An 18,123-nucleotide genomic window follows, 5' to 3' on the forward strand; every position below is an offset into this window, starting at 1 on the left:
GTTAGGATGGGGTTGCCAGCATTCCTCGCGGAACTCAGTCACTCTCCTCACTGCTTTCCGCATTCGCTATCGCTGTCGCGAGATCGTCGCTGAGGCCGGCGAATACCGCAATCAAGGCATCAATTTCGCCCTTAGTGTATTCAGACTCTTCATCCGCCAATGGCCCCTCCCAGGTATCGGAGGCATTTACCCAGCCGTACAGCCCCTCCACAATGGTGCACGCGTATGGGTTCACCAGGCCTATTTCACAGTTTTTGCGGTCGACATATTCCTTCAACTCGGTGAGCTGTTCCTTCTCAGACATCTCTTCCTCCAGGGTCCCGCACCGACTCGTGCGTGGCATTGCAGCACTGTCACTGTACCGCATCGAACAGGCGACAGCACCTCTGTTATAAGCCCTCTGGCTCGCGCGGCACTCGACCACCTGTACGCAGCGTGTCAGGATCCCGCCCAGTCGGCCCCTCACCTGCGACGACCGAATGCTCCCTACTACGAGCTTTTGCACCCTGGTGTGCGGTCATTTGCCGTACACCAGGGTGCAAAAGCTCGGATCAGGAGACAAGGGCTCGCAGCAGACGACGGCCAGTGGGGCGCCCGCCAGGCTCGCCGCCCGACTGGCGCGCCGGCCGGTTACCTTTGCGCCCCGCCGGGCCACCGGCCGGCCCCAACGGGTTACCGGCCAGGTTGACGCTCCGCCAGGACACTGGCCAGAACCCGCCGTCAGCGCGTTAAGTCGGCATCACGCCGGCCTTGATGGCACGCCGGCCTATGCCGTCGACGTCACTCGGTCGGTGCCAGCACCGCGGCCCGGCCGGCCTCCAGACGCGCCACGGGCACGCGGAACGGGGAGCAGGACACGTAGTCCAGGCCGACCCGGTGGAAGAAGGCGATCGAGTCGGGGTCACCACCGTGCTCGCCGCACACGCCCATCTTCATGCCGGACTTGGTGGACCGGCCGCCGTCGACGCCCAGCCGCACCATGCCGCCCACGCCGTCGACGTCAATGGACTCGAACGGGGAAGTGCCGAAGATGCCCGCCTCGATGTAGCGGCCCACGAAGGAGGACTCCACGTCGTCGCGGGAGAAGCCCCAGGTGGTCTGGGTCAGGTCGTTGGTGCCGAAGGAGAAGAAGTCCGCCTCCTCGGCGATGTGCGCGGCGGTGACGGCCGCGCGCGGCAGCTCGATCATGCAACCGATCGGGAAGTTCAGCTCGTAGCCGGACTCCGCGGACACCTCCGCCAGCACCGACTCCGCGCGCTCCCGCGCCAGTTGCAGCTCCCGCACCGAGCCGATCAGCGGGATCATCACCTCCGGACGGGGGTCGCCACCGGCCCGCAGGCGTTCGACGGCGGCCTCGGCGATGGCGCGCACCTGCAGCTCGATAAGGCCGGGCATGGTCAGCAGCAGCCGCACGCCGCGCAGGCCGAGCATCGGGTTGGCCTCGTGGTTGCGGCGCACCACGTTCAGCAGCTCCTCGTCGGCCGGGTCCAGGGTGCCGCGCTCACGGTCAACCGCTACCTTGACGCTCAGCTGAGTCAGGTCGGGCAGGAACTCGTGCAGCGGCGGGTCGATCAGGCGCACCGTCATCGGCTTGCCGTCCATCGTCTCCAACATCTGCACGAAGTCGGCCTTCTGCAGCGGCAGCAGGGCGGCCAGAGCGGCCTCCCGCTCTGCGTCGTCGGCGGCGAGGATGAGGTTCTGCACCAGCTGCTTGCGCTCGCCGAGGAACATGTGCTCGGTGCGGCACAGTCCCACGCCCTGGGCGCCGCGGTGGATGGCGTGGCGGGCGTCGTCGGGAGTGTCGGCGTTGGCGCGCACCTGCAGGCGACGCACCTGGTCGGCTCGCCGCATGATGCGGTCCACGCTGGTGATCAGCTCGCGGGTGTCGACGTCGCCGGCGGTGTCGAGTGCTGCCTCCAGGCCGCGGCGCAGGTAGGTCATGACCGGCGAGTCGACGACGGCGACCTCGCCCAGGAACACCTCGCCGGTGGCACCGTCGATGGCGATGACGTCGTCGCTGGTCAGCGGGGCCTCCCGCCCGGCCACGCGCACGGTGCGGGACTCGGCGTCGACGTCGAGGGCCTCCGCGCCGCACACACAGGTCTTGCCCATGCCGCGGGCGACCACGGCCGCATGCGAGGTCTTCCCGCCGCGGGCGGTGAGCACGCCGACAGCGGCGACCATGCCGGGCAGGTCGTCGGGGTTGGTCTCGCGGCGCACCAGGATGACGGACTCACCGGCCTCGGCGCGGGCGACGGCCTCGGCGTTGTCGAAGGCGATGTGTCCGACGGCGGCGCCCGGGGAGGCGGGCATGGCGCGGGTGAGCAGGTCGTGGCCGGTGACGTCGCCGAACTGCGGGAACATCAGCTGGTTGAGCTGGTCGCCGGTGACGCGGGTGAGCGCCTCGTCCATGGTGATGAGCTTCTCGTCCACCAGCTGCGTGGCGACACGGAAGGCGGCCGCGGCGGTGCGCTTGCCCACGCGGGTCTGCAGCAGCCAGAGCTTGCCGCGCTCGATGGTGAACTCGATGTCGCACAGGTCGCGGTAGTGGGTCTCCAGGCGGCGCATGGCGGCGCGCAGCTCGTCGTAGCTGGTCTTGTCCAGGCGCTCCAGGTCGGCCAGTGACAGGGTGTTGCGGATGCCGGCGACGACGTCCTCGCCCTGGGCGTTGACCAGGTAGTCGCCGTACACGCCGGAGCGGCCGGTGGAGGGGTCGCGGGTGAAGCACACGCCGGTGCCGGAGGTCTCCCCCATGTTGCCGAACACCATGGTGCACACGTTGACGGCGGTGCCCAGGTCGTGCGGGATCTTCTCGCGGCGCCGGTAGATGTGTGCGCGCTCTGTGTTCCAGGAGCGGAAGACGGCCTCCGTGGCCATGTCGAGCTGGGCGCGCGGGTCCTGGGGGAAGTCGATGCCGGCGGTCTTGGCGACGATCGCCTTGTACTCCTCAACGAGCTCCTTGAGGGCCTCCACATCGAGCTCGTAGTCCAGGCTGACGCCGCGGGCGGTCTTCTTGGCGTCCAGGGCGTCGGAGAACAGGTCACCGTCGATGTCCAGGACGGTCTTGCCGAACATCTGGATCAGGCGGCGGTAGGAGTCCCAGGCGAAGCGCTCATCCCCGGAGGCGGCGGCCAGTCCCTGGACGGAGGCGTCGTTCAGACCGATGTTCAGGACGGTTTCCATCATGCCGGGCATGGAGAACTTGGCACCGGAGCGCACGGAGACCAACAGCGGGTCCTCGGCGGCGCCCAGTTGACGGCCGAGTTCCTCCTCGACCTGCCGCAGGGCGGTGGTCACCTGGACGGCGAGTTCATCGGGGACGACGCCGTCGCGCAGGTAGGCGCGGCAGGCGTCGGTGGTGATGGTGAAGCCGGGTGGCACCGGCAGGCCGAGTCGGGTCATCTCGGCGAGGTTGGCCCCTTTACCGCCCAGGAGGTCCCGCTGATCCTTGTCGCCCTCGCTGAAGCGGTACACGTACTTGGGCATCATCGCCTCTTTCTGATTCTGGTGAAATGTGCGCCCGTGCGCGTTGACAGGAGCCACTGTAATGTGACTTCAGTCCTAATGCCACTTCCTGGCGTCGTGTCCCCTAAATGCAAATGTTTGTACGAACAAAAGCGTGCGCCTCCGGCCGCGTTGGGTAGGGTCGACGACGGTGCAGCCCCCACGGTGGCGTCGCACAACTCCAGCCCACAGTGGGCGGGGCAGGACGGCGGCGTGGTCCCGCCATGAGGTTCGCGCGTTCGTCTGACGGCTCGTGTCATCGCCCGACGGTTCGTGCGTTTGCGTGGTTCGTTATCGGGTGCGGGAGGTCGTTGTCGGGCCAAGTGGGGACCGGCGGTCCAACGCACGAACCGTTGACCCGAGCACGGCAAACTATCCCCCGAGACAGCCGCCACCCGTCAGCACGCCACGTCCCGCCTGTCAACACGCCACACCCCCAAACGCGTAGCCAGGAAGGGCAGGACAACGGCTCATGGGGTCAGGGCGATGACGCCCTCATGGGGACGCAGCCGCAGACGCCGAGGCAGTGGCTCACCGTCGGGCCGCCCCCGCGGCCCCGGCCGTACCGCGCCCGGGGGCAGGGTGACCGTGCCACCCACCTCCCCATCTAGGACCGCTGCTGCAACGCCACCCTCGAAACGGCGCCGCCACACCCGGCCCGACCTGTGCACGGGCCCGCGCGGCTGCCCGAGGTCGGCGTCCATCGCCGGGAACCAGGGCGTGCGCGAGTAGTCGTTGTGGCCGGTGGCCGTATAGGACAGCCGCGGAGCGCCGGCGCCTACGATCCAGAAGAGGGCCAGCCCATACAGCCCCTGCGGCGATCCATCCCACGCCGGCCCGTGCCCGCCCGACGGCGCACGCAGCAGGGCGAGCCCCGGCCCGTCGAGCTGCTCCAACTGCGCGGCCGCCGTCGTCGCATCGAACATGGCGTCGTCGCCCCAGCCCAGCCAGCACTCCTCGAAGCCACCACCCCAGGCGGCATGCCGACGCCAGCGGCCGGGCTCGCGCCGCGCCTCGGCGATATTGGGGACCAGCAGCCGGCCAGCGTCGGCCAGGGCCCGGCCCGCAGTCTCCACCAGTTCGCCCAGCGCCGCCCGCAGGCCCGCGACCTCCGCCGGAGCGTCCGGGTCGGCGGAGGCTATGGCGGGCAGGCGCAGGTCGTAGTAGTCCTCGAAGACGTCGTTGTCCGCCATGACGCCGTCGAAGGCGGTGCCGTCGAGGGAGGCAACCACCTGCTCCGTCCAGGCGGCGCGGTAGGCGGGATCCCAGACACGAGTCTGGAAGTGCCCCGGATAGGAATCCCACTCCACCGGCTCGTCCCCGCGCCGAGCAATCCAGCCGCGGTCACGGGCCTCGGCCCAGCCGATCCCCGAGGCGCACCGCTCCGGCGGCTCAAAGACGCGCACCGAGGACAGACAGCGGTACGCCAGCACGGTCATGCCGGGGCGGGCGTCCTTGAGCCTGGCCGCCGTCTCCCGCTCCCAGGGCTGGAGGACAGCGGTCCGGTAGTGGGCGACGGCGAAGTCCACCTCTGCGGGCGCAATCGGCTCGCCGTAACGCAGCCAGGCGCCAACGCCCGGTCCAGTGCCAGTCATTTGTCGGCCGTGTGGCCCTTGAAGACGCGGCCGGCCCAGCGTCTGCGTCGCCGCGGGGCCCGGTGACGTCCCCGCCTCGGCGACAACGACTGGATTCCGCGGGTCCGCTGCTCACCCACGGCACGGATGCGGTCGGTGCGGCGACGGCGAACGCCGACTCCACCCTCCAGGAACAGGTCGTGGTAGGCGGCGTTGACCTTAAGCAGATTGAAGGCCGTCTCCGCCCGGGCCCGAGCGGAACGGCTCATCCGCTCGAACAGGTCGATGTCGCCCGTAACCTGCTGGATCCGGTCGGCCATGAGCGTCGGATCCCCGGGAGGGATGATGAAGCCGCTGGGATCCAGCACCGTGCCGTCCTGGGCGGTGATGGCATCCAGGACGACGGGACGCAGCGCCCCCACGTCTGTGGACACGGTGGGAATGCCAGCCCCCATGGTCTCCAGGGACACCATGGGCAGGCCCTCGTTATAGGAGGGAAGTAGGAAGAGATCCCAGTCGCTCAGATGCTCGCGCACATTGATCGTGCCGCGCACCGTGATGAAGTCTTCCAGCCCCAGTTCCGCGATTCGCGCGGCACAGCGCTCGTAGTACTCGGGAGCGTGCTCGGTGGGACCGCATACATCCAGATGGAAGCGCAGACCGCGCTCGCGCAGAATGCGCATGGATTCGATGAGGTCGAGCAGCCCCTTGATAGGTACGACCCTGGCGATGTACACCAGCCGCCACCGGTGGGAGTCCGCCCCGCCGTCGCGCAGGGAGGCGATTGCGGCCTGCCGCTCGGCGTAGGCCGCGTCGAACTCGTCGATGACGATGCCGTTGGGGATGACGCGGATCGAGCCCGAGTTGAGTCCCAGGGCCCGCGCCTCCGTAACAGCGTCCGGATACAGGTAGGTGGTGGCGTAGGCCTCCGGGTAGCACAGGCGCCCCATCTCGATCCACCAGGCCATCCACATACGCTCTCGTCCGCCGACGTCGAAGGTCCGATAGTCCTGCGAGGTGACCGGCTTGTCCATGCGCCGTCCGAGCAGGGTATTGATCGTATCGCGCACGTAGAGGTTGTGCTCGGTCAGCAGGAATGAGGCGTCGTTCTCCCGGGCGGCATTGGCCGCCAGGAGAGAGGCATAGCCGGTGGTGTGAGCGTGATACACGCGCGCACGGGGCATGGTCTCACCTAAAACGGCGTACGCCAGGGAGAAGAATTCGCGCAGGCACCAAAACAGCTCGCTCAGTGACATTCCCAGCGTGGGCATACGGTCGCGATACGTCTCCATGAATTCAGCGGATCCGAGTAGCGCCCACAGCGGATAGCGGCGCGTCGAGGCCGCCATACCCTCCGCGATCAGATCCCACACCGGCTTGCCCTCGCCGGCGGCCAGAGCCTGAAGGGCGTCGACGAGCCGGTGCGCCAGCACGAGCCGCTCGCGGTGGTTCATGTGCAGGTCCGCGGGTCGACTGGAGGTGAATTCCGGGTGGTCGGCCATGGACAGGTACACGACCTTGACCCAACGCACATTGCCCGGCATGCCGTACAGATCGGTGCGCGGACAGTCATGGTCCCAGGTGATGTGGATGATCCCGAATGAGAGATCGGGGTTGCCGGTGATGATGTCATGCACGACCGCGGACACGCCGCCCTTGAGATAGGGGTAGGTCGACTCCATGACGATGGCGACGTCAACCTCGTCATAGCGCCCGTCGGCGGGAACGCCGTCGGGGAGGACCGCAGCCGCCGGATCGACGCCGTCCGCCCGGCCGGTAACGCGGTCGGTATTGCTGTTCACCATGACAGGGCCTTTCGCCAGAAGAATGAGTACTCGGGTGAGGACCACCGCGCCCGGTAAACGACCACCGAGACGGCGATCAAGGCAAGGTCGACCAGCGCGGTCGCGGCGAAGGACGCGGCCAGGCCGCCCACCAGTGTGAACGCCATGAGTGCTGCCAGCAGGTGCGCGCCGGACAGGGCCAGTGCCAGTGCCGGGTCCCCGGCGTGGTCGATCTCGTATGCGAGCAGGGTCAGCACCGCCAGCAGCGCCGAGCCGAGCGCGACGGCCAGAGCATCGGCCACGGATGCCGGGTCGACCAGGGCGATGACCACCACTACCGCCACCACCCCGAGGGCCGCCACGATCCCAGCGCGCACGAGCGCGCGATCCAGCAGCCTGGTTAGGTAGCGGCTGCGGTCACGCAGGGAGTCAATGCTTACCGACTCCAGCCCCCGGTGGAAGTCGGTTAGCGCGCCGGTCACCCTGGGGGTGGCGATCGCGAAGTAGAAGCTGTAGCCGAGGACCGCCGGCTGGAGACACAAGTAGGCCAGGGCGATGCGCCACTGCGTGCCCAGGGTCAGGAAGAGCAGGAGCTTGTCCGCCCACAGCACCCCGCCGAGAACGAGGCCGCGCCCCATGTCGACCACATACTCCCCAATGCGTACCGGGAGCGGGCGGAGCAGGCCGGCCAGGGCGGACCGCATCGGCACGACCTGGGTGAGGGTGGCCAGCAGCGGCGGCAGGTACCACGCCGTCGGAAGCAGCAGGACCGCGGCGGCGTAGGCAAGCCAGCCCAGCGCCCAGTGGCGCCGACGCCGCAACAGATCCGCCACCATGAGGGACTGCGCGAAAACCATGTTCTCCAGCAGCAGCAGGAAGTGCGCCGCGATCGTCAGCGCGGGCCAGTGCGTGGTCGCACCCACCAGTGCGCTGACGAGAAGCACCGGGACGACGGAGAAGGCCAGCACGGTCGGCCACAGCCGGGCGAACTGCCGGACGCACTGGCCGGGCTCGGTGTCTGCGACCGAGCCCATGAGCCGGTAGACGGGCCCGCAGGTGACCTGGCTGAGCCAGGGGACGGCCACCGCAACGCTCACGATCAGGGAGGCAATGGGGACGCCGGCGACGGCGTGCCCCTCCATCCGGCGGATGGCCAGCGGATAGGACAGTCCCAGGAGAATGGCGGGCGACATGGCCAGCAGCAGGGTCTTGACGACCCAAGTGGCCTTACATCTCAAGCGGGGTTCATCGGGGCCGGTCAGGGGCCTGATCCAGCCGGGAAGCGGAGACGCTTGTCGGCTAACGACAGGCACGTTCGCAGTCATTAGAAGTATTTCCTTGGTGCGTGAGGCGGCACGCCGCGCCGGTGGAGCCCATCAACGCATGCGTAGCCAAGTACTTGCGTGCTACTACCGCGCACACATTAGCCGAGAATGCGCTCGCCATTAATGAAATCCGGCAAGTACCACAAAGGTCACATCGTTTTCACAGTCCCGCGATAACAAGCATCTTGCGACGCCCGTACCGGCGATCCGCGCACCGGCATGACCGACGTCCTCAACCTCGGCCACAGGCATGAAGGCGGGGCCGTCCCCTGTGGGACGGCCCCGCCGCGTTGGTGGAGCGTGTCAGCGACTGCGCGCTAGCGCACCGGAGTCAGGTGCCCGGCCGGCCGGCGTGCCGGCGCGGGCCACTGTGCCGGGCCCCTGTGCAGGCGCGGCGGTGACGGGCGGTCACTCCGGGTCCGGGCTCACTGCGCCGGCTCGGCCGCGGCGGAGGCGATCTCCTCGGCCTCGCGCACGGCGTCCTCGGCCTCTTCACGGGGCATGCCCCGGAAGGTGAACTCACCCAGGATGCCCTCGCCCTCGGCGTCGACCAGGACCTTCTGGCCCCGCTCGATCTCCCCGAAGAGGATCTTCTCGCTCAGGGCGTCCTCGATGTCGCGCTGGATGGCGCGGCGCAGCGGGCGGGCACCGAGCACCGGGTCGAAGCCGCGCTCGGCGAGCAGCTCCTTGGCGGCATCGGTCAGCTCGATGCTCATCTCCTGCTCGGCCAGACGCTGAGACAGGCGACCGATCATCAGGTCGACGATCTGACGCACCTCCGCCTTGGTCAACTGCGGGAAGACGATCAGGTCGTCCACACGGTTGAGGAACTCGGGCCGGAACTGCTGCTTGAGCTCGCGGTTGACGTGCGCCTTCATCTCCTCGTAGTCCATGGTGCCGCCCTCGGTGGACTGGAAGCCCGTGGCCACGGACTTGCCGATGTCCTTGGAGCCGAGGTTGGTGGTCATGATGATGACGGTGTTCTTGAAGTCGACCACGCGGCCCTGGGCGTCGGTGAGGTGACCGTCCTCCAGGATCTGCAGCAGCGAGTTGAAGATGTCCGGGTGGGCCTTCTCAACCTCGTCGAACAGCACCACGCTGAAGGGACGCCGACGCACCTTCTCGGTGAGCTGACCGCCCTCGTCGTAGCCGACGTAGCCGGGGGGCGCTCCGAACAGCCGGGAAACCGTGTGCTTCTCGGCGAACTCGGACATGTCGAGCTGGATCAGGGCGTCCTCGTCGTCGAAGAGGAACTCCGCCAGGGCCTTGGCCAGCTCGGTCTTACCCACGCCGGTGGGGCCGGCGAAGATGAACGAGCCACCGGGGCGCTTGGGGTCCTTCAGGCCGGCGCGGGTGCGGCGGATCGACTTCGACAGGGCCTCGATGGCCTTGTCCTGGCCGACGATGCGCTTGTGCAGCTCGGTCTCCATACCCAGCAGCTTGGCGGACTCGGTCTCGGTGAGCTTGACCACCGGGATGCCGGTGGACATGGCCAGCACCTCGGCCACCAGGTTCTCATCCACCTCGGCCACCTGGTCGAGGTCGCCGGACTTCCAGGCCTTCTCCTTGGCGACGCGCTCCTCGCCGAGGCGGCGCTCGTCGTCGCGCAGGGAGGCGGCGCGCTCGAAGTCCTGATCATCGATGGCCGACTCCTTCTCCTGCTTGACGGCGGCGATCTTCTCGTCGATCTCACGCAGCTCCGGCGGAGCGGTCATGCGGCGGATGCGCAGGCGCGCGCCCGCCTCGTCGATCAGGTCGATGGCCTTGTCCGGCAGGAAGCGGTCATTGATGTAGCGGTCGGCCAGCTTGGCGGCCGCCTCGATGGCCTCGTCGGTGATCACCACGTGGTGGAAGGCCTCGTAGCGGTCGCGCAGCCCGCCGAGGATCTCAATGGTCTCGTCGATGGAGGGCTGCTCGACGGTGACCGGCTGGAAACGGCGCTCCAGGGCGGCGTCCTTCTCGATCTTGCGGTACTCGTCCAGGGTGGTGGCGCCGATGGTCTGCAGCTCGCCGCGGGCCAGCATCGGCTTGAGGATGCTGGCGGCGTCGACGGCGCCCTCGGCGGCGCCCGCCCCGACGAGGGTGTGGATCTCGTCGATGAACAGGATGATGTCGCCGCGGGTGCGCACCTCCTTGAGCACCTTCTTCAGGCGCTCCTCGAAGTCACCGCGGTAGCGGGAGCCGGCCACGAGCGAGCCCATGTCCAGGGAGTACAACTGCTTGTCCCGCAGGGTCTCGGGCACGTCCCCGTGGACGATCGCCTGGCTGAGGCCCTCGACGACGGCGGTCTTGCCGACGCCGGGCTCGCCGATCAGTACGGGGTTGTTCTTGGTGCGCCGGGAGAGGATCTGCATGACGCGCTCCATCTCCTTGTGGCGGCCGATGACCGGGTCCAGCTTGCCCTCGCGCGCGGCCGCGGTGAGGTTGCGGCCGAACTGGTCCAGGATGGCGGAGCCCGACGGCGTGCCCTCCTTGTTGGAGCCGCCGGCGGTGACGGTCTCCTTGCCCTCGTAGCCGGAGAGCATCTGCATGACGGTCTGCCGGACGGTGGACAGGTCGGCGCCGAGCTTGGTCAGCACCTGGGCGGCCACACCCTCGCCCTCGCGCAGCAGGCCGAGCAGGATGTGCTCGGTGCCGATGTAGTTGTGGCCCAGCTGCAGCGCCTCGCGCAGGGACAGTTCCAGCACCTTCTTGGCGCGGGGCGTGAAGGGGATGTGTCCGGAGGGGGCCGACTGGCCCTCGCCGATGATCTCCACGACCTGGGCGCGCACGGCGTCCAGGGAGATGTCCATCGACTCCAGCGCCTTGGCGGCGACACCTTCGCCTTCGTGGATCAGGCCCAGAAGGAGGTGCTCGGTGCCGATGTAATTGTGGTTGAGCGCGCGGGCCTCGTCCTGGGCCAGGACGACGACGCGGCGGGCGCGGTCGGTAAAGCGTTCGAACATCGCTGATTGCTCCTCGGCACGTGCGGTTGGTGATCGCGTTGCCCGGGTTCGGGCACTGCCCGGATTGGGGGAACGCGGGGCACGCGCTGATAAGGCTAACGGCGCGAGGCCGGCGCCGATGCCCCTGTTCGCAGTGGGCGTGAGCAGGGTTGAGTCGGGCCGACTCAGGAATAAGGGAGGGGCGGGCGCATGCAGACCCTCGTCGCAGGGGCCGGTCACCCCGGAATCCTCTCCCCTACGCGGGCGCAGCGAGCTCGCTCATACAGTCACACAGTCGTATAGGCTCGCTGCGTCCGTTACCGCTTGCTCGATTCACGTGCTGTACTCGATGGGAATCCAAATGTCTGTCTACACCCGCAGTCTCATCGGCCCCTACGACGAGCTTATCCCCTTCCTCACAGACTCCATCGTCGGCCAGTCCATCTCCGCGTCGGAGGAGCCCTCCGCCGACGTCAGGACCGCCGCCGGGCGGGTGGCGGTGCGCGCCTTCGAGCGCTACTCCTGGACCGGGAGCAACCGCGTCGGCATGACGTTAACGGCCGTCGAGGACGGCGACGCCGTCCACGTCGTCGGTATCACCGTCGGCGGCAGCCAGGCACTCTTCATGAAGATCAATACTTTCGGGGAAGAAGCCTTCCTCGAAACCCTCGCCAGCGCCTGCACCGCGTGGGAGTCCAAACGTGGTGCTCTCCCCCAGCGCTGACGCCGGGCTGCCGTGCAAGGACCGAGCAGCAAGAGCGCGGGACGTGGCTGCTGGCGTCCCCGTGCATGGAAGTCGGGTCATCTACTACGCCACTTCGGGGTTAACAACGCCAGTTAACGGTCTGCTGAAGGGCTCCGAGGCACACAGCAGAACGTTAAGTAGCGTTGTTAACGCCCAACCCGCGTTGCAGACACCCCACCCACCACACACCCGACCAACCCGACCGGCCTCATGTGCGTCAACGCCTGGCAGCTCTGGCGGGAGAGCCGCCGATCACCGCGCTTCAGGCATCCAGCGCCGCCTGGAAGGCCCGCAGCAGCCGGTCGGAGAAGAGCACGAAGCGCACCAGCTCCAGTTCGCGCGCCTGCTCCGCAGCGGCGTCGACGACGTCGGTTCCGCATACTTCCACGCCACTGGTCGTGTCGGCCCGGGCAGCGAGCGCGCGCGTCTCAGTCACGGCGGCGCGGGCGACGGCGTCGGCATCCCAGCCGTACACGCCCGCGGAGATCGCCGGCATGGCCACACTGCGGCAGCCGAGTTCCTGGGCCAGTTCCAGGCTGGAGCGGAAGGCTGCGCGCAGCAGGGCGGGGTCGGTCTGGCCCGCATGCCGGTTGGGTCCCACGGTGTGGATGACCCAGCGGGCGGGCAGGTCGAAGCCGGGGGTGGCCACGGCCTCCCCCACCGGCAGCCCATCGGGCAGGCTGGTGGCGCGCAGCTCGCGGCAGGCCTGGAGCAAGCGCGGCCCGGCGGCGCGGTGAATGGCGCCGTCCACACCCCCGCCTCCGAGCAGCCCGGAGTTGGCCGCGTTGACGATGGCGTCCACCTCCTGGGTGGTGATGTCTCCGCGTACCGCTTCTATCCGCATCATGCCCCCATTGTGGCAGCCGCATCGACCGTCGGGCGCGCATCCCGCAGGCGACGTAGGCGCTACTTGGCGAGCTGGCTGGCGACCTCGAAGCCGTCCCAGATCGCGTACATGATGTTGGCGCATCGGCGGGCGTCACCCACCACGTGGTAGGGGATGCCGGCGGCCTTCACCTCGGTCTCCAGTTCGTGGCGCGGGGTGCAGCCGATCGCGGTGACCACCGTCTGCGCCGGGACCAGGCGCTGTTCGCCGTCGACACTGACCAGCAGGCCGGCGTCGGTCACGCGCTCGGCGCGGGCGTCGGTGAGCACCTCGACCCCGCGGTAGGGGACCAGGTCGTGAAGCATGGCGTGGTTGGCCATGCACAGCGGGGCGTTCTTCTCCAGCACGTCCGACAGCGCCTCCACGATCGTGACCTCGACGCCGCGCTCGCGCAGCGAGATCGCCAGTTCACAGCCGGTCAGGCCGCCACCGATGATGACGACCTGCTTGCCGAGGGCGTCCTGGTCGAGCAGGGCGTCGGTGGCCTCAACCACGGGCACGCCTTCACCGAGGTCCAGCAGCCGCGGGTTGGAGCCGGTCGCGATGAGCACGTGGTCGGCTCCGGAGGCGCGGATGACGGCGGCATCCACGGGCGAGTTCAGGTGCACTTCGACCCCGAGGTCCTCCAGCTGGCGCTCGTACCAGGCGATGAGGGCGAGGTCGTCCTCCTTGAACGACGGCTGCCCGCCGGCGATGACCACGCCGCCGAGGCGGTCGGAGGCCTCGTACAGCACCGGGGTATGGCCGCGTTCGGCCAGTACCCGGGCCGCCTCCATGCCGGCTACGCCGCCGCCCACGATCAGCACGCGCATGCGGGTGCGGTCGTTGGCCTGCGGCAGCGGGCGTTCGGTCTCCCGGGCCGCCAGCGGGTTGACGGCGCAGCGCAGCGACGAGTAGTGCTCGATGCGGCCGATGCAGCCCTCCTGGCAGGAGATGCAGGGGCGCACCAGGTCGCGCCGGCCCCGCTGCAGCTTGTTGACGATCTCCGGGTCCGCGAGCGTCGGGCGGGCTAGGGAGATCAGGGTGGCGGTACCGTCGGCGGTGGCCGCGGCCGCGAGCTCCGGATCATCCATGCGGCCGGCGACGATCAGCGGGATGTCGGGGCAGGCCTCGTGCAATTGACGCGCATAGGGGACGTACAGGCCCTTGGCCTGGTACATCGGCGGGTGGCTCCAGTACCAGGAGTCGTAGGAGCCGACGTCGACGTCGAGCGCCTCATACCCGTAGGACACGAGCAGGCGGGCCGCCTCGATGCCCTCGTCGATGTCCCGGCCCACCTCGGCAAAGCGCTCCCCCGGCATGGCGCCCACACCGAAGGCCTTGATCATGGACTTCGGGGAGAAGCGCAGCTGCACGGGGAAGTCGTCGCCGGCGCCGGCGTGAATCGCCTCGACCACCTCGCGCGCGAAGCGCAACCGGTTCTCCAGGGAGCCGCCGTATTCGTCGGTGCGGTGGTTGAAGAAGGAGATGGCGAATTGGTCGAGCAGGTAGCCCTCGTGGACGGCGTGCACCTGAATGCCGTCGAATCCCGCCTCGCGCGCCACCGCTCCGGTAATACGGAATTGCTCGACGACGCCCTGAATCTCTTCCACCGTCATCTCGCGGCAGGTGATGGAGGGGTCCCAGCGGTAGGGGATCGCCGACGGAGCGACCGGCGTGCGGCCACCGAGGATCGCCTTGGTGATCACGCGGCCGAAGCCGGCCCCGGCTTGAAGGACGATCTTGGCGTCGTAGCCGTGTACGCGTTCGGTCAGGTCGCGGCTGGTGGTCATGAATAGACCGGGGGACTGCGTCGGGTTGGGGATCAGGCCCGGCGGGACGCCGTCGGCGGGATTGGTCACCTGGCACACGCCGGTGATGATCAACCCGATGCCGCCGCGCGCCCGCGTCGTATAGAACTCAATGGCCCGCTGGTTCCAACCGCCCTCGGCGGTGGAGAATCCCAACGGACCCATCGGCCCCATGGCGTAATGGTTCTTGACCTCGATGCTGCCCACACGGGTGGGTTCGAATAACTCCGCGTGCGGTAATTCGGTTTGTAGGGACGTGGACATACCGGTTCCTCCTTGAACTCGGCGCATCCGAAATGCGGCGTGATAACAATCGTAACACCCGCTATTAGGCGAGAACCAGGGATAAGGAGCAGGGGCGCCGCCGCCGTTCGCGACGATCGCAGGATCTTCCGGAATATGATCCCCGCGAGCCCACCGGAATACCCGGAATAGGCGAGCCTTTACTTGCCATACAGTGAGCTTCGAGATACTTGGAACGTTGAGGCTGCGGGACGGGGCCGTCGAGGACGCCCACCGAGGCGGCGTCCCGGCGGGCCGGCCTTCATCCCGCGGTTTGGAGGCTCTTGCGGTTTGGGGGGTTGGTGAGTGTTGTGGGTTGGGTGCTGGTGGGTGTGGGGTGTGTGCCCGGGTGTGCTGGTGGGGCGGAATGTCCAAATTCGGCACAAAGACCGTCGGCGACCGCTGGGGTCGTTTCTGAAACCGCATGATTCCAACGTTCTGCCTGTGGCTGTCTGCGACGTCGGAGCCGTTTGTGCCGATCCTGGACACTTTGGGCCACCGCACACGGGATTCGCCGCCAACGGCGGGCCGCGGACGGACGGGCCCCCTACTTGGACCGTGTTCCCCCCGTTGGACCGCCTGAGACGGCGTCTAGGGCGGTCCAAGCAGAGCTGGGCGGTCCAAGTAGAGCCTGCGCGGGTCGGCCGACCGAACCGCAAACAACCACACACCCCAGACACCACCTCACCCCCACCACCTCACCCCCGAACCGGAAGAGCCGGTTTGGACCCCGTCCCTCAGTTTGGACCCCGATTCTCAGTTGGACCGTCTGAGAGCGCCCAGGAAGCGACCCAAACCGGCGCGAGACCTTCACCGCCGAGGCCGTCAACGAACGTCCAGAACACCTTCAAGGCATCACCCTCGAGACTCCTAAACCTCACCATCAACCGCCATCAGTTGGCGTCACAGTCGTGCGAGATGGTAGCCGACGCCGACGTTTGCCTCAGTTACTGTAGTGAACATCGGAGATGCCTCGACTCTCTCCGTGATGTTCTTTTTGCCTGCTGGCATTCGCCGCGGTGTAACTCATATAAACCAAACCCAGAAGAGCTTGAACCGTGATGATAGCCAATGGCACTAATATGGAGACGATATCCGACAGTATCGCCTGAGCGATAAAGAGCAGTGCGGAATCAAATCCTACGCCACCCATCAGCAATGTCGAAAAGGCGCACCTTGCCTGAATCCTGTACCAATCTTCTTCGGAGCGAAAGGCGCCAGGAGAGCGCACACCGGCGAACGAGTTAGGCTTCAGGGTACCGTGCCTCATCTTGAGGCCGACGATTGTGAGCACAACTCCGCACGCGGCCATTACGACCGCAAGTATGATGCTCGCTAACGATTCGGACATCTCCGCACCAGTCACTTCTCAAGGATCCGCCGACCGTGGCGCTTGTTACAGTATCGTGTCTACCTCTTCCTCGCGTCAAGACTTCGACGGGACTCGCCGCGAGCTCCGGCAGAGGCGTGAACACGCAGGCCGGCCCGGCGACATCTCAGATGTGCGCAGGGCTCGAGCAGCTTCTTCTACGCCTTGGTCAATGCTGACGGCTCTTGATGGGGCTGACACTGCGAAAGCCGTCAATGTCAACAAGCACGACGACGGCGCTGGCCAGCAGGCCGCCGGCCGCCGCCCAGCGGCCGGTCGGGCCTGCGCCGTCGGCATCGTCGTCGGCTCCCGCCGCGAGCCGAGCCGTGAAGGTGCCGTCCGAACGGATGGTCACCGCGGCCTCACCGAAACGCAGGGGGCGGTGAGCCAGGGGGAACCAGGCCTTGTAGACGGACTCCTTAATGCTGAACAGCAGCCGGTCCCCGGCGACGTCCGGGAGCGCCTCGACCAGCTCGCGGACGTTCTCGCGCTCCGCCGGCGAGGCGATCCGTGCCAGTACCCCGCCCGCGAGCGACCGGTTCGGTTCGGCGTCAATGCCGAGCGCAGCCACCTGGCTGGTGCGGGCCACCGCCGCCGCCCGATAGCCGCGGCAATGGGTCAGAGAGCCGACGACGCCGTCGGGCCAGGCGGGCTCCCCCATCGGCCCCGGCACCATCGCCGGACGTTCCAGCCCCAGCTCGGCCAGCGCCCGCCCGGCCAGGTGGCGGACGGTCGTGAACTCGGCGCGGCGGCGGGACGAGGCTCCCGCGATATGGGCGCGCTCCGCAGGCAGCAGCGAGGCGTCGACGTCGCCGAATGCCTCGGCAACGATCACCGACGGCGGGGCCAGCCCCGCCAGTAGGGGCGTCTGAGTCATTCGCGCCGCCGCGGGCATCAGGCCTCGACGAGGATGGTGACCGGGCCGTCCAGTTCGGCGTCGATGTCCATGTGGGCGCCGAAGCTGCCGGTTGCCACCTCCAGGCCGCGCCGGCGCAGGTCGGCGACTACCGCATCCACCAGTGGTTCGGCCACCTCGCCCGGAGCCGCGCCGTTCCAGGAGGGGCGCCGCCCCTTGCGCACGTCGGCGTACAGCGTGAATTGGGAGACGACCAGCACCGGCGCCCCCAGGTCGGTGACCGAGACCTCCCGACCCGGTGCGCCACCGTCGTCGCCGGGGCCGTCGAAGAGCCGCAACTCGGCGATCTTGCGGGCCACCGTGGCGACCTGCGCGGCGCCGTCGTCGTGAGTGACGCCCACCAGGGCGAGCAGCCCGGGACGGTCAATGGCGCCGACGACCGCGCCATCCACGCGCACCGCCGCCCGGTTTACGCGCTGCAGGACGGCGCGCATCAGCGGCCGGGAGTCCAGTCGCGCGGACCGCGGCCGCCCTGGCCACCTTCATGCCCGGGGAAGCGGATCGAGGAGCGCACGCGCACCGGCGAGTAATACTGCAGGGCGGGGCGGACGTCGGCCAGGTAGACGGCGTTGGTGACCACGCCGAGCAGGCCCAGCATCGAGGATGGCCCCATCAGCAGGACCACGACGACCCCGGCGGCATTGACGGCGAGCCAGAAGCCCTTGGTGCGTTTGCCGGCCGCGATGAAATGCGAGGGGTCGCGGGTGAGGGTGTCGATGAGCGCCCAGACGCCCAGGCCCACGGCGGTGATCTGCGCGAATCGCCAGATCAGGCCGACGGCCAGTGACAGGTAGGCGGCGACGAGTCCCAGAATGTGCACGTTTCCACTGTAGTCGCCGCCCTGCCGCGCCGCGAGCGCCGTCATCCCTGGGCGAAGCCCGCCACAGCGGGGAATAACGAACGTGTCGGCGCGCCCCAACGTCCGGCTGGCCGAGTCCGCATGCGCTGGCACGCGGCTCGCCCCATCCGCATTACCGCAGCGTGATATGATGCCAATCACATATCCGCGTTCCTGAGGCGATTC

Annotated in this window: 13 protein-coding genes; 1 reads left to right on the top strand and 12 read right to left on the bottom strand. The window is 68.2% G+C overall.

What is annotated here, in order from left to right; translation table 11 throughout:
• Nucleotides 1-34: 34 nt before the first annotated feature.
• From ACGLYG10_RS08100 to ACGLYG10_RS08125, 6 genes are all read right to left on the bottom strand, one after another.
• Nucleotides 35-304 carry a hypothetical protein gene (locus ACGLYG10_RS08100; protein WP_073330239.1) on the bottom strand — a complete coding sequence of 90 codons (270 nt, stop codon included), beginning with the start codon at nucleotides 302-304 and terminating at the stop codon, nucleotides 35-37.
• A 476-nt stretch (nucleotides 305-780) separates the two neighbouring features.
• The gene (gene ppdK, locus ACGLYG10_RS08105) at nucleotides 781-3,486 is read right to left on the bottom strand and encodes a pyruvate, phosphate dikinase (protein WP_073330526.1); all 2,706 of its coding nucleotides are present in this window, start codon (nucleotides 3,484-3,486) and stop codon (nucleotides 781-783) included.
• Between the two features lie 488 nt (nucleotides 3,487-3,974).
• Nucleotides 3,975-5,099, bottom strand: a complete 1,125-nt coding sequence (locus ACGLYG10_RS08110) for a putative glycoside hydrolase (protein WP_073330242.1) — start codon at nucleotides 5,097-5,099, stop codon at nucleotides 3,975-3,977.
• The gene (gene pelF / locus ACGLYG10_RS08115) at nucleotides 5,096-6,883 is read right to left on the bottom strand and encodes a GT4 family glycosyltransferase PelF (RefSeq protein ID WP_073330245.1); all 1,788 of its coding nucleotides are present in this window, start codon (nucleotides 6,881-6,883) and stop codon (nucleotides 5,096-5,098) included. Before pelF ends, ACGLYG10_RS08110 begins: the two co-directional genes overlap by 4 nt.
• On the bottom strand, nucleotides 6,877-8,100 hold the full coding sequence (locus ACGLYG10_RS08120) for a hypothetical protein (protein ID WP_083565760.1): 1,224 nt from the start codon (nucleotides 8,098-8,100) through the stop codon (nucleotides 6,877-6,879). The genes pelF and ACGLYG10_RS08120 overlap by 7 nt, the downstream gene beginning before the upstream one ends.
• Before the next feature lie 512 nt (nucleotides 8,101-8,612).
• Entirely contained in the window at nucleotides 8,613-11,132 is a 2,520-nt protein-coding gene (locus tag ACGLYG10_RS08125; protein ID WP_073330248.1) for an ATP-dependent Clp protease ATP-binding subunit, read from the bottom strand.
• A gap of 340 nt (nucleotides 11,133-11,472) precedes the next feature.
• Between ACGLYG10_RS08125 and ACGLYG10_RS08130 the strand changes: the two genes are divergently transcribed.
• Complete coding sequence (locus ACGLYG10_RS08130; protein ID WP_073330251.1) at nucleotides 11,473-11,835, top strand: DUF6054 family protein; 363 nt, start codon at nucleotides 11,473-11,475, stop codon at nucleotides 11,833-11,835.
• A 283-nt stretch (nucleotides 11,836-12,118) separates the two neighbouring features.
• Here the strand turns inward: ACGLYG10_RS08130 and ACGLYG10_RS08135 are convergent, their stop codons facing one another.
• The 6 genes from ACGLYG10_RS08135 to ACGLYG10_RS08160 form a co-directional block, all read right to left on the bottom strand.
• The gene (locus ACGLYG10_RS08135; RefSeq protein ID WP_073330532.1) at nucleotides 12,119-12,700 is read right to left on the bottom strand and encodes an O-acetyl-ADP-ribose deacetylase; all 582 of its coding nucleotides are present in this window, start codon (nucleotides 12,698-12,700) and stop codon (nucleotides 12,119-12,121) included.
• A 62-nt stretch (nucleotides 12,701-12,762) separates the two neighbouring features.
• Complete coding sequence (locus ACGLYG10_RS08140) at nucleotides 12,763-14,796, bottom strand: oxidoreductase (protein ID WP_073330254.1); 2,034 nt, start codon at nucleotides 14,794-14,796, stop codon at nucleotides 12,763-12,765.
• A 961-nt stretch (nucleotides 14,797-15,757) separates the two neighbouring features.
• A complete protein-coding gene (locus ACGLYG10_RS08145) occupies nucleotides 15,758-16,180 on the bottom strand; it encodes an SdpI family protein (protein WP_139240910.1) in 423 nt (140 codons plus the stop codon).
• A gap of 172 nt (nucleotides 16,181-16,352) precedes the next feature.
• A complete protein-coding gene (locus tag ACGLYG10_RS08150) occupies nucleotides 16,353-17,060 on the bottom strand; it encodes a 4'-phosphopantetheinyl transferase family protein (protein WP_073330260.1) in 708 nt (235 codons plus the stop codon).
• 17 nt (nucleotides 17,061-17,077) lie between these two features.
• The gene (gene dtd / locus ACGLYG10_RS08155) at nucleotides 17,078-17,533 is read right to left on the bottom strand and encodes a D-aminoacyl-tRNA deacylase (RefSeq protein WP_073330262.1); all 456 of its coding nucleotides are present in this window, start codon (nucleotides 17,531-17,533) and stop codon (nucleotides 17,078-17,080) included.
• Nucleotides 17,533-17,919: a DUF2516 family protein gene (locus ACGLYG10_RS08160; RefSeq protein ID WP_073330535.1), complete on the bottom strand. Its 387-nt coding sequence runs from the start codon at nucleotides 17,917-17,919 to the stop codon at nucleotides 17,533-17,535. The genes dtd and ACGLYG10_RS08160 overlap by 1 nt, the downstream gene beginning before the upstream one ends.
• Between the last annotated feature and the right edge of the window lie 204 nt (nucleotides 17,920-18,123).

Source organism: Actinomyces glycerinitolerans (assembly GCF_900098745.1).
GTDB lineage: Bacteria > Actinomycetota > Actinomycetes > Actinomycetales > Actinomycetaceae > Actinomyces > Actinomyces glycerinitolerans.